General features: G+C 33.5%; 15 protein-coding genes and 1 pseudogene. 11 read left to right on the top strand and 5 right to left on the bottom strand.

Annotation, left to right across the window (positions count from 1 at the left end):
- Positions 1-190: IS3 family transposase (locus tag AC1DVK_RS25375; protein ID WP_477627675.1), on the top strand; the 190-nt coding region annotated here is incomplete at its 5' end.
- A 73-nt stretch (positions 191-263) separates the two neighbouring features.
- Here AC1DVK_RS25375 and AC1DVK_RS25370 read toward each other — a convergent pair.
- Positions 264-1,034, bottom strand: a complete 771-nt coding sequence (locus AC1DVK_RS25370; RefSeq protein ID WP_410864259.1) for a polysaccharide deacetylase family protein — start codon at positions 1,032-1,034, stop codon at positions 264-266.
- A gap of 142 nt (positions 1,035-1,176) precedes the next feature.
- Here AC1DVK_RS25370 and AC1DVK_RS25365 point away from each other — a divergent pair, with 142 nt between their 5' ends.
- The 3 genes from AC1DVK_RS25365 to AC1DVK_RS25355 all read left to right on the top strand — a co-directional run bounded on the left by AC1DVK_RS25365 (position 1,177) and on the right by AC1DVK_RS25355 (position 2,602).
- Positions 1,177-1,500: a phage portal protein gene (locus AC1DVK_RS25365; protein ID WP_477627674.1), complete on the top strand. Its 324-nt coding sequence runs from the start codon at positions 1,177-1,179 to the stop codon at positions 1,498-1,500.
- Between the two features lie 95 nt (positions 1,501-1,595).
- Positions 1,596-2,003, top strand: coding sequence for a hypothetical protein (locus tag AC1DVK_RS25360; RefSeq protein ID WP_477627673.1), 408 nt, complete (start codon positions 1,596-1,598; stop codon positions 2,001-2,003).
- 269 nt (positions 2,004-2,272) lie between these two features.
- Positions 2,273-2,602 carry a YolD-like family protein gene (locus AC1DVK_RS25355; protein WP_410864256.1) on the top strand — a complete coding sequence of 110 codons (330 nt, stop codon included), beginning with the start codon at positions 2,273-2,275 and terminating at the stop codon, positions 2,600-2,602.
- A gap of 50 nt (positions 2,603-2,652) precedes the next feature.
- On the opposite strand, the gene AC1DVK_RS25350 is transcribed toward AC1DVK_RS25355, so the two are convergent.
- Together AC1DVK_RS25350 and AC1DVK_RS25345 are read right to left on the bottom strand one after the other, a co-directional pair.
- Positions 2,653-3,195 carry a hypothetical protein gene (locus AC1DVK_RS25350; RefSeq protein WP_477627672.1) on the bottom strand — a complete coding sequence of 181 codons (543 nt, stop codon included), beginning with the start codon at positions 3,193-3,195 and terminating at the stop codon, positions 2,653-2,655.
- 17 nt (positions 3,196-3,212) lie between these two features.
- Positions 3,213-3,656 (bottom strand): hypothetical protein, encoded by a 444-nt coding sequence (locus AC1DVK_RS25345; protein WP_477627671.1) that lies wholly within the window; start codon positions 3,654-3,656, stop codon positions 3,213-3,215.
- A 392-nt stretch (positions 3,657-4,048) separates the two neighbouring features.
- Here AC1DVK_RS25345 and AC1DVK_RS25340 point away from each other — a divergent pair, with 392 nt between their 5' ends.
- Both AC1DVK_RS25340 and AC1DVK_RS25335 read left to right on the top strand, forming a co-directional pair.
- Entirely contained in the window at positions 4,049-4,522 is a 474-nt protein-coding gene (locus AC1DVK_RS25340) for a hypothetical protein (protein ID WP_477627670.1), read from the top strand.
- A gap of 62 nt (positions 4,523-4,584) precedes the next feature.
- On the top strand, positions 4,585-5,508 hold the full coding sequence (locus AC1DVK_RS25335) for a hypothetical protein (RefSeq protein WP_477627669.1): 924 nt from the start codon (positions 4,585-4,587) through the stop codon (positions 5,506-5,508).
- 489 nt (positions 5,509-5,997) lie between these two features.
- On the opposite strand, the gene AC1DVK_RS25330 is transcribed toward AC1DVK_RS25335, so the two are convergent.
- A complete protein-coding gene (locus tag AC1DVK_RS25330) occupies positions 5,998-6,183 on the bottom strand; it encodes a hypothetical protein (protein WP_477627668.1) in 186 nt (61 codons plus the stop codon).
- Positions 6,184-6,330: 147 nt separating this feature from the next.
- On the opposite strand from AC1DVK_RS25330, the gene AC1DVK_RS25325 reads away from it, so the two are divergent.
- Both AC1DVK_RS25325 and AC1DVK_RS25320 read left to right on the top strand, forming a co-directional pair.
- Entirely contained in the window at positions 6,331-6,552 is a 222-nt protein-coding gene (locus tag AC1DVK_RS25325) for a hypothetical protein (protein ID WP_289320663.1), read from the top strand.
- A 473-nt stretch (positions 6,553-7,025) separates the two neighbouring features.
- A complete protein-coding gene (locus AC1DVK_RS25320) occupies positions 7,026-7,460 on the top strand; it encodes a hypothetical protein (protein ID WP_477627667.1) in 435 nt (144 codons plus the stop codon).
- Positions 7,461-7,989: 529 nt separating this feature from the next.
- Here the strand turns inward: AC1DVK_RS25320 and AC1DVK_RS25315 are convergent.
- A complete protein-coding gene (locus AC1DVK_RS25315) occupies positions 7,990-8,301 on the bottom strand; it encodes a tyrosine-type recombinase/integrase (RefSeq protein WP_410864229.1) in 312 nt (103 codons plus the stop codon).
- A gap of 545 nt (positions 8,302-8,846) precedes the next feature.
- Between AC1DVK_RS25315 and AC1DVK_RS25310 the strand changes: the two genes are divergently transcribed.
- From AC1DVK_RS25310 to AC1DVK_RS25300, 3 genes and pseudogenes are all read left to right on the top strand, one after another.
- Positions 8,847-9,236 (top strand): hypothetical protein, encoded by a 390-nt coding sequence (locus AC1DVK_RS25310; protein ID WP_477627666.1) that lies wholly within the window; start codon positions 8,847-8,849, stop codon positions 9,234-9,236.
- A 670-nt stretch (positions 9,237-9,906) separates the two neighbouring features.
- Positions 9,907-10,745: pseudogene (locus AC1DVK_RS25305) on the top strand (tyrosine-type recombinase/integrase).
- A 103-nt stretch (positions 10,746-10,848) separates the two neighbouring features.
- Positions 10,849-11,208: a hypothetical protein gene (locus AC1DVK_RS25300; RefSeq protein WP_410864218.1), complete on the top strand. Its 360-nt coding sequence runs from the start codon at positions 10,849-10,851 to the stop codon at positions 11,206-11,208.
- Positions 11,209-11,516: the final 308 nt, after the last annotated feature.

The raw sequence follows: 11,516 nt of genomic DNA, 5'->3' as shown, positions 1-11,516 counted from the left end.
TGATAACGCTTGTATAGAAAGTTTCTTCTCGCATTTAAAAACAGAGAAGTTATATTTGGTATGTCCAAAAACAGCAGAGGAAGCTTATGTAGCTATTCAGGAGTATATAGACTTCTACAATACGGATCGCTTCCAGGAAAAATTTAACGGCCTTTCCCCGATTGAATATCGAGAAAAGGCCGCAGCTTGAAATACTCTTTTTTTATTGTCTACTTGACAGGGTTATGTGCAATTTATCTCTCTTATTATGTACATTTGACTCCTTATCTCTTTGTAGGATAAATTTCAAAAGAGTCTGGAATTATTTGTGTCGACTGGTAGAGCAATTCAGATACAGTTACACATTTATATCCGTTATTGTATAAAAATTTTAAAATGTTATCTAATACAATAACTGTTTGAGAAGTCTGAGTATATTCACTACCATGCCAATCATGAAATAGAATGATCTTACCTGGTTTTACTCCTTTTGTTATAGAGTTATAAATTTGACTTGTGGGTGGATTTGCCCAATCACGAGAGTCCTGATCCCATGACCATAAAACGACATCTTTTCCGTTTTTTAAAGCAGTATTAATAATTAAATCATTATAAAAACCACCTACTGGCCGGTAAAGAGTCGGTTTAAAACCAACTGACTTCTGTATAATTTTATCTGTTTCTTCTAATTCTGATGATAGTTCTGCTGATGTAATATTTCCATAAATATGATGATAAGTATGATTGGCAACTTCGTGTCCTTCTTTTACTTCCCGTTTTAATAGTTCAGGAAATCTTATTACTTTATTACCAGCTACAAAAAAGGTGGCTTTAGCATCATATTTAGCTAATATATCAAGTATTTGTGGGGTGAAAAAGGGATGCGGTCCATCATCAAAAGTAATGGAAACTAATTTTTCCTTTGTGTTAACTTCCCAAATAACGTGTCCAGTTTTTTCATATTCCTCACGACTTTTAGTGGATGCGGATACATTTATTTGAAAGGAAATGGAAGGAATCAATAAAAGAAGGATAAAAAACAATATTTTTTTAATTGGAAACACTCCTCATTTAACGACTTGGTTTATGATGCCCTTATTAAAATTTTTAATGAGAAACATGAAATAAGTGGTAGCTATTATTTACAAAAAACAACATTAATGATTTAAAAAGCCCTTTAAAAAAGGAGGTGAGATATTGGGAATTTTAGATCTGGTGAAAAGCAGAAATAAAGAACTGGAATTCATGTTTGATTTTGATTTAATCCAAGATACCTCAAAGAAAATTCACATGAAGCAATTGGCCATCCAAACATGTATCAATATGATCGGCCGTACTATTAGCCAATCGGAATTTTATGTGAAGAAGGATAAAAAGATTGTGAAGGACGAAATGTATTACCGGTTAAATGTCAGACCGAACCCGAACATGTCAGCCAGCCAATTTTGGCAAACAGTTGTTCATAAGCTGATATATGACAATGAGTGTTTGATCTCCAGTCGGATGCCGAGGATTTATTGATTGCGGACTCTTTCACACGAGTTGAATGTGCCTTGGTCAATGATTCATTTAAAGATGTAACCATTAAGGACTTTACGTTTTCTCGAACATTTCATATGAATGATGTTATTTATCTGGAATATAGCAACAAAAAGCTATCAACTTTGTTTGATGGTTTATATTCCGATTATGGAGAATTATTTGGTAGGATCATAGAATTTCAGAATCGCAAGAACCAAATACGTGGACTAGTTGATGTAGTGGCTATTACTGATAAGTCGGAAAAGGGACAAGAAAAATTACAGAATTATATAAACAAAATTTATAATGCTTTCACCTACAAGTCAGTAGCTATTGTTCCACAACAAAAAGGATTTAAATTAGAGGAACTGAAAAACGCTACTCAGCTTCAAAGTGTGGATGAAGTCGCCAAGGTAATTGATGGTTTTTCAGATCAGGTTGCCAAAGCCTTAGGTATTCCGGTTTCGTTACTTCACGGTGATATTTTTGTGTTCAATTATTAATCGAATAAGAATCCAAAAAGTTACAATATTTAAAAATAAAAAAAGATATTAATTTAAAATAATTTAAAAATAATTGCATAGAGCTGATTTATTCCGGGGGAATAAATTTACTAGTAACAAACCATTCCATAACTTTAAAGAACTAACCTGCTTATTTGTATAAAAATTAACATTTCTCTAGCCCGAACTTTTTTGGGGAAGGAATTTTTTCTGTCTTTTTTTAAGAACGCTTGTTCGTATATAATGGATGTAATGGAGGGATTTTTCTGATGGGGACAATTCGTGATAGAGGGCTCGTTAAATGGCAAGCGGCATTGATTATGCCAGAACATAAAGCTTTAAATAAAAAAATAGGTGAGGTTGATTATTTTCTAAATAAAAAACCTACCCTTGATGAATACCAGGTTGAAGAGTTTGAAAACAACATTCATTATGCGATGGAATATCATTTACCTATATGTTTTAGATTGCATAACAAGGGAAATCCTCTTGAGATATACGGACATTGTGTGTACATACATCCTGTCACGAAAGAGTTACGTATTCAAAAGAGAGATAGTTCCTTGAGTATATTCTATTCGATGAGGTTATTAGAGTGACTGTAGAGGATTAAAAAAAGCCCTTCTCAATGAGAGGGGCTTTTACACAATTATAAGCGGTTTAAGTTTAATAGCTTACAAATATCCTTAATTTGTTTTAGCTCGTGTTTATATTTAGGCAACATTAAATCGTTAGTTAATATTTCAAAGAAATACTTAGCTTCAAATATAATTTTTGCAAAAAAACTATTTTTGTTGACTTTTATTTCTTTATTATCTACTGATAATACTACTAAATTTGAATCTACATCTTTTAAATGTATCTCAATTGGTTGGTCCGGGTAAAAACAAGATCCTTCTCCATAAGTAGAATAGTCTTCAATTACATTTAATAAATATGACCATATTGTTGTTAAGTCATCCCAATAGTTGTGACCCACTATTGTTTGATTATTAAAAGATAGGATTACTCCGCCATCTATTACAAGAACACCCTCTTGTATATAGCCAGAAGGATTATCTTTAATAATTTTAACAAAAGGCTGCGGAGTTAAAGATAGATTAATAGTATAATCATCAGGATATTTAATTAGATCAGCTAGATCAGTAACTTTTTTTGTTAAAATAAAGCTATTAATTTGTAAGGAGTTCATTTCTATCTCACCTATTCTTATTTGGGATATAGTTGTTTAATATGTCCTTTGGTAATACCCAATACATATTTTACTCCATCTACGGTTCCAGTAACTTGAAATGTAGAGGTTGTTCCCTTTTTTGATAAAGTAGTTTTGTTTTGTTTTGCGATATTTAGTGCGATTTTTTTTACATCGTTAACTGATAAATCAGGATTATAATATGTTTGTTTTGCTTTTACGCTACCATCCCAATATTTAGGGTGGTGTCTAGTTAACATATGTTTCATATCAGTTTTTGTTAGTTTAAAAGTATGACTACCCGTTTTATAAGTTCCTGTTGAGTACTTTGCTAAGGCATTAGTCACCTTTGAAGTAGGAGCCTTTTTGAATACCTTTTTACCATATTTTATTACATACTTGCCGCCTGTTAAAACAAGTCGTGCTACAAGTCCCCAAATCCTGGGTTGTAGATCTGTCACAATAGCGCTATCTAATTCTATTGGAATGTCATCCCAGTTTATTTCATCATTATTGGCCTCTAAATCAAGTGTAACATCATCCCAGTTTATTTCTTCAATTTGGATTGTTGGTATGTCAACACAAAACTAGACAACTTTTTTAAGGTGTTCAAGTTTGTAATCAATCGGACTTACATAACCCAGTGTCCCATAAATGAATATATAATAAATGCAAAAAGATTTTCGGTATATGACTCCTAGAAATATCACCACGATAAAAACCCTAATCTTAATATAGAGTACAGTATTAATCTTTTGGAATAACAAATACTGTGATTTTTTTTGTAAAAAAATTGTAATTTAATAGAAATATATGGTATTATCTTCTTGTGTCAAAATTTGGTTATTTGATATTGAAGGAGATGGAATATTTAAAGTTGGAGAAATTATGTGTTGTAGGTAAAATTTTTGCAGGTCTAACCATGGGGAATAGCGCTCTGGCAGCTGAAGTAGAAACGGAAACAACCATTACTAACATATCAGTTCTATCTGAAGTTAGCAGTGTAACTCCTGGTATTGCAACAGCTACAGCTGGTAAAAAGATCACATGTACCTCCAAGATAAATGCAAAGAATCCAATTGTGGGATCTCCAACGGCAACTGCTACTTCAACAGCAAGTGCATCCGAGGACGCTATCAGTGCAAAAGTTAGGGTATATAACAGTAAGGGAGGTTTACAAGGGTCAAAAGAACAGTCTTACTCGAAGTATGCTGGTGCAACATATACTAGTAAATCTGGTTCAATGCCATCTAAAGCTTTTGGCAATCATAATTATATTAAGAAAGATTATAAGACTATCAGGCATGAAACTGTGGATGAATTTTAAATAATAGAAGAAGTTAAGGCTGACATTAGTTAGCCTTAACTTCTTTTCTGGGAGCGGGTAATATGAAAAAACAACTTATGGTAATAACGGTCATTTTATTAATTGGGATTTCAGGTTGGTTATTATATGATAATAAATCAGCTGAAAAAACAAATGGAAATACAAAAGGAGTTCAACCAGGATTTGAGGAAAGTTCTAACACCATATCCTTCGGCCTATTAGATGAAAACGATAAAGTAGTAAATAACGGAAGTATACTAGAACCAAAAGAAAATAAGCTCGAGTATACCTTTTCTCTCTCTAATTTTATCGAAGTGGAAAGGGACTATGCATTAATTGTCCTTGATAACTTTAAACAAATTCCTTTTACAGTCCAAGGAAAGCAGTACAATGTATATCCTTTTAATGCGAAGGCAAATAAAACCGTTGAATTCAAGACAAGTATTTCCGTTAAAAAAGATACAAGTGAAATAGATTATCTTGTTATTAAAAAACCTAATTATTTTACAGAGAAATTAGATATTCCAAAGATGCATTCATTACAAGAAATTCTACCTTTGCGCTTTCAGGTTAAGAACAACAGTCAGAAACAAAAAACAGCTACCTTTACTCCTGAAGAAATGTTTAACGAAGGACCAAACGATACCATATTTATAAGTAAACAAAAAGAGGAATTAACGATTCTTCCAACAGAAAGAAGTGGGGAAGATATTTATATATCCGTCGGAAATATTAATGAGGAAAAAGAAAACTACAATATTATTGCTTTAAGTAATTGGAAGCAAGTTCCTTTTGGAAATAATGAATTAGTAGGTAATGTATTAGTTAATCCAGGTGAAAGAAAAGTTTTTAAATTTAAGCTGCCATTTGTAAAAGCTAACTCGAATTTTCAAGTTATTGCTTTACCAAGACCCTATGAAGTTAGCGAAAAAGATTATGAGAGCACAAGAGCAGAGGGGTCAATGCGAGCAGTTATAAAACCCTAAATAGTATAATAATAGGACCGAACAGCTCAATAACCTTAAATATAAAACAAATCAAATTCTCTGACAGTTTTTATCAAGTTGATATATATATAGGTGTTTGTGAGTTTGTCTAATTTTTTGATGCTAGGGCTAGTAAATTCAGAGTAATGTCCATACAGGTAGAGAAAAATTTCCTTAGCTTATTTGAAAACCCTTCTCTAAATTGAGAGGGGCTTTTCTAAAGTATAGGCTTAACCTTCTTAACTAACTCCGTGATATCAATATCTGCGTCATAAGTTACCTGATCTATACGAAAATCCTCACTTGCTGCAAAGTTAATTTGAATCCATTCATATGCGGCAATGGCTGCTATCCAATCAGGATCCTTTTTAAAATCTGAATTTATTACCTGGAAGCTTCGACTCTGAAAGAAATTAGTTCCCTTGGTGTGTAGTATACTTTGATATTAATGTTCATACTTACCTACCTTAGAGATAGATCATACCAACTTTAGCCAATGATCATATTCTCACCTTTTCTTTTATAAGTGAATTTCGCTTTATTTTGACCTTCTAAATGATAAGGTACTTCCCAGAAAATCGTCACCTCACTGATATCGTCCTCTTTGGCAAGATTAGCAGCTAAATCCTCACTATACATTTCAATTGAATTTTTAGTCCTCTTTGCATTGTTCATAGCGTCCCATTTCAAATATGGTAAAACTCCCATCATTTAGGCCTAAGTTTTCGTTAACTTCCATTTCGCTATTTGTGTGGCTATAGTTCTTATCTAAAATGCTGTTAACTGTTTCTTCTATTTCTTCTTTCCTGGGTGATTCGGTCTGTGTCTTCTCATCAGGAAACTATTAAAGAACCAAAAGGAACAAAAAAATTTTCCTGGAAAAGGAAGCACAAAAGAGAAAAAGCAACTAAAAAAGATGGAAAAGGACCTTTTCCATCTTTTTTTCATATTTATTTTACTATCTTTTTTGAAGTCCATAAAAAAATTGCCATTAAAACAAATCCTATTACTAACGGTGTAAAGGTTACAATGGTTAAAATCTGAGGGGTATGTTCGAACCATAATCTAGTGGCTCCTTCTTGTTCGTAAACAAAGTCAGGATTTTCTATGTTGAAAACGATTCTATTTATAAATAAAAATAGTCCGAATGTGTATAAGGAAACCAAACTTAATATCAAATAGATTGTTCCGTTTACTTTTTCCATATTTAAAGTTCCTTTCTATGTTTTTACCAATTTAATAATAGATAGGGTAAAAATGGTAAAATTAGTGTAAATTAAAATAGCTATATAATATATTTTACAGAAAAAAGGGGAGTATTTAAATTACCATGTTAAAAAAGTTTTTTTAGTCTTTTAGTCCTAGGACTTGTATTTAGTTTCTCTGTTAGTACTTTTGCTGAAACCAATGATTCGGAAGAAATCGAGGATTTTCCATTAATCACTGATTTCAATGAAGCTCCTAAAGTTGATCTTTCAATAGATGACACTGAGTATCCCGTTGTAGAAGATGATCCTGTGGATTCTTCTATACCAACACCACGTTTTGGTCCTACGAATATAACTTATAAAATAGTTAGTAAAACACTCTATGGTTCAGGTCACAATGCTTTTAGAGATGGACCAAGTGGTAGAGGTCCAGCTACACTCAACATTAATAGTTCAAAAACTATTAACCGTTCTTTTACAAATACGATATCTGGGGATTACCCTATTGGAAAAGGTAAGATTGCAAAATCTTTGTCTACTACGATTGGGGACTCAAAATCTTATGGTACTAGTTATACAATTCCCGTTGAAAAAGGTAAGAAAAAGTTAATAATCTATAGACCTTTTTATTATCAATATAAAGTGAAACAAAGACAATATGTAAATGGTATGGCTACAAATACATATAAATATGCTTACGTAAATGTTTTTCAAGATTGGGATTACGATTGGAAATATTTATAATTAAATATGGATATTAGATGTTGCAAAAAAACAAAGCTCTTACTAATATTATTTAGTAAGAGCTTTCAGTTTGTCGATAAACTGAGATCACCTAAACAGTAGGTGATCTTTCTCATTTTACTAATCGTCCAAAATGTTTTATCTAATGTGCTACTATATTGATTGCAACTGTCAAAGTAGGTACTGATTTTCATTATAGATGAAAAAGAATGGATGTATTACTTTCAAAAAATGACCACATTCTGACCACCAAATAAAAATAAAAAGGTGAAATAACCTAAAAGAAATTTGTGTACAGGTTATAGAAAACCCTGTTAAATAAGCCTTTATGTATCTTTCTAAAAAAAAACGAAAGTCGAAGATATGTTCCGAACACAAGTTCCTCTATGGGAACGCGAACAATATATGTCAATGTATTAATAGTTTCAAAGCCTTGGTATTACTGAGTTTCTCAGTTACCAAGGCTTTTTTTATTTTTATAACATGAAAGGGAACTTGCTGGTTGACCACATTTTGACCACATTTCATACTATTTCATATTCAACTGGGCATAATTCATGTAGTTAGTATATCCATCAACACTTTTTTCTTCGAGTTTCTTTGACACGTGAGCATAGACATCTGCTGTTGTTTGAATGGATTTATGTCCTAAACGTTCCTGCACACCTTTTAAACTGGCTCCAGATTCTAGAAGTAAAACAGCGTGGGCATGTCGTAAACCATGAATGGTTATATGTTTTGTAATTCCTGCTTTTCTACAGATGCGAATAAATGCCCTGTGTAAGGTGGATTTAGAATAGGGGAGGCCATTCCCTCGTTCGAAAACAAGAGTTGTTTTGATACCTTTCTGCCAATTTCAGTTTTATTTCCTTTTGCTTAATGAAATGACGGGTTAAAAGAGCGGCAAGGCTTTCGTCATGATGGATTTAAAGAGCTGATACCTTTTTTTATCTGAAGAGTTTATTATTCGTGGTTGCTCGGTGTATGGCTGAGTGATTTTTCTTTTTGTTCACCTTAAACCAGATATAACTTCACAGAAAGACGGCAAGTATTTGGTGGTAAATTTATATCTTTGAGAATTTAAGAAAGGCCAATATTGGTGATGGGGCGGCATTACTAGGAATGGTAAATTGCAAATACCTTCATTTGTAGTTATAAATTTCATTTTTTTGCGTTTTATCATGATAGGTGGGGTCTCTTTTTTTAGACAACAATAAATAGGCAGCCCAAAATAGTTGTCCATTTAGGACACTAACCCCTCTTTGTACATAGTCTGAAAGGGTAAACAAAAAGGGAGGATTTCTTGAATGTATAACTATAATCACGCTTTTAACCCTTATAATGTGCCTTATTATATAGACGGAGAACGAATACCGGGGCCGGGCGGTGGTCAATGGGACGGACATGGAGGCGGTCATAGTGGCGGCCAATGGGACGGACATGGAGGCGGCCAATGGGACGGACATGGTGGCGGCCAATGGGACGGACATGGAGGCGGTCATGGTGGCGGTCAATGGGACGGACATGGAGGCGGTCATGGTGGCGGTCAATGGGACGGACACGGTGGTGGTCATGGTGGCGGACATTGGGAACACGGGCAATGGGTTCCACGCTGTAGGAGAGTATGGGTTCATGGATTTGGTTGGACTTGGATTTGTAGGTGATGAAAAAAGACAGCATATTGCTGTCTCCAGGCTGTCGACAAAGTCGACAGCTGTTTTTTATAAAAAATTTAGCAACAATATATTGTGTCCTTCTTTCATAGTTCACAGCTAAATATGCTAATTAAAAGATAAAAAAACCCCTTTTTCTCCAACAATTCTTTTGGAAAAGGGGTTTGTCTACACTCTGAAGACAGCGTATTGCTGTCTCTTTTTTTCACTTTTTCTTCGTATTGTACATTTTTTAATCTAACTCTAATTACCAGTAAATTTACATTTTTTGAAGTGTTACAATTATTATGAGGTGTTTTGAAATGTTTATATCACCAATGTTATTACACAAATCTAATCATCCTTTTGATGATGATTCATATATAACGGTTATAGGTATAAAATTAGTTGGTCGAAATTAATTAGTGCTTGTGCCTTGCAGGTTATTTTATATTTCGCCCATATCATCGTGGTCAAAATTATTATTTTTCTATCTGCAGACACACATTTCAACGACATATATGTTCGCTATGAAATCCATTTGAGTTATTTCAGACGTTAAGTGAAAATAAAGTTTTTTAATTTACAAAAAAGAATAAAGTTTTTTTAAAACGTCAGTCATGTTATTCCATTAAAGGGTGCGTTAGATGAAGATCGGTGCTGTCTTATGGCAGCTTTTTCTTCTTTAACTAACAGGTGTTATTGTTTAATAAAAAAATCTACTAATCTAGTATAATAGTTCTTCTTTTGTCTATACTGTCTATAAATAGGGTATAGATGGGAGAGAAACAGGTATGATCTTAACTGAAGTATGGAGTTTATATAAGGCAGATAAGCAAATCCAAGGTTATTCTTCACAAACATTAAAGGCCTATAACGTCCAATTTAACTTGTTAGTGAATAGTTTTGGAAATATATCTATTCAAGAACTTTCAACTAATTCTCTAAAAGTTTATCTGGGAAAAGCAGCTGAAAAGCTTAAGCCATCTAGTCTGGGGCACAGAATTCGATTTATTAAATCTTTATTTAGATGGGCTCAGGATGAAAATTTAATTAATGGAAATCCTGCTTCAAAAATAAAGGAACCAAAAGTAGAATTAAAGGTTCCAAAATACTTGTCTGAAGAGGAAATTGAACATTTGCGGGAAGCTTGTCATACAACATTCGAAAATGCTTTATTTGAGTTTATGTACTCAACAGGATGTAGAATTGGTGAAGCAATAACGCTAGATAGGACATCAATCAATTTTTCTAATCAATCAGCAATCGTATTAGGAAAAGGAAATAAAGAACGAGAAGTATATTTTAATACTCGTTGTGAAATATGGTTGAAGCGATATTTAAGTGAGCGAAAAGATCATGAGGAAGCACTCTTTGTGACAACACGCGCCCCCCACCGAATGAGTATTTCTCAAGCGAGAAACGTTATAAAACTGATAGCAAAGAGAACGGACATTAAAAAGAGATTCATCCTCATCAGCTTAGACATAGTTACGCCACAAAATTATAGAATAATGGAGCGCCTATGGAAGTGATTCAAAATTTAATGGGCCATGAAAAAAGTGAAACCACAAAAATTTATGCATATCTAAGTGGTGCAATGCGAAGAGATTTGTATAGAAAGTATTTTTAAGGGACCAGGGCTTTTTATTTTGTATTTAATAAACTATCGGGGCAGTTTAGTGGAATAAGGGAATTATCATTTAGGAAGAATAGTCCTGAGGTGATAATAGTTCGTGAAAAGAATCTGCATAGTGTTTGTTGGATTACTCTTGGTAGGGTGGAATGGAGTTCCTAAAAATGAATTGCTTGAAGAAACATTATATGCAAGATACTATTCGTATCTTGACCAAAAATATTCAGATTTTATATTGTGTCCAAGAATAGAAATCGAAAGAATAAAAGGTGATACTCGCAGACATATTGTTTATGCAAGTGCGTTAAATTATAGTTCACATCATGGTGACGTTCCTTTTGATAGAATTCATTTCACATTGACTGATACTCCAGAAAAGGGTGTTGAAATCAATAAGGTTAGAATACAAAAAGGGATTTCTGAAAAGGAAAGTCAAAAACAGTGTAGAAATAGGAACTAAAAAATCTTATTCAGCTAACGGGTGCTTAGTTAACGATCAGAGCTGTCTTTAAGGCAGTTTTTTCTTATGGAACAAAAGGGGCAGGTGTGCGGCCGAGCCTAGGTCGTATCATATAGCGGGTGGGATTCCCGCCGAGTAAGAACTAGCCATTCGCTCGTAGCGAGTCTTGGAGGACTAAAGGTAACTCTAGTCTTTAAGCGTAGACAGTTAGGTGGCGGGCCGAAAGCCAAATGGTTGAAGGGATTGAGCTCCATAAACGTTAGTGAACCGAGAGGGCTGATGCCTTACCTGCGTGCAGAAAGCAATAT

This window comes from Peribacillus sp. P4_B1 (genome assembly GCF_056402395.1).
The sequence above is the reverse complement of the archived record's forward strand: the minus strand, read 5'-3'. Positions and strand labels throughout refer to the sequence as shown.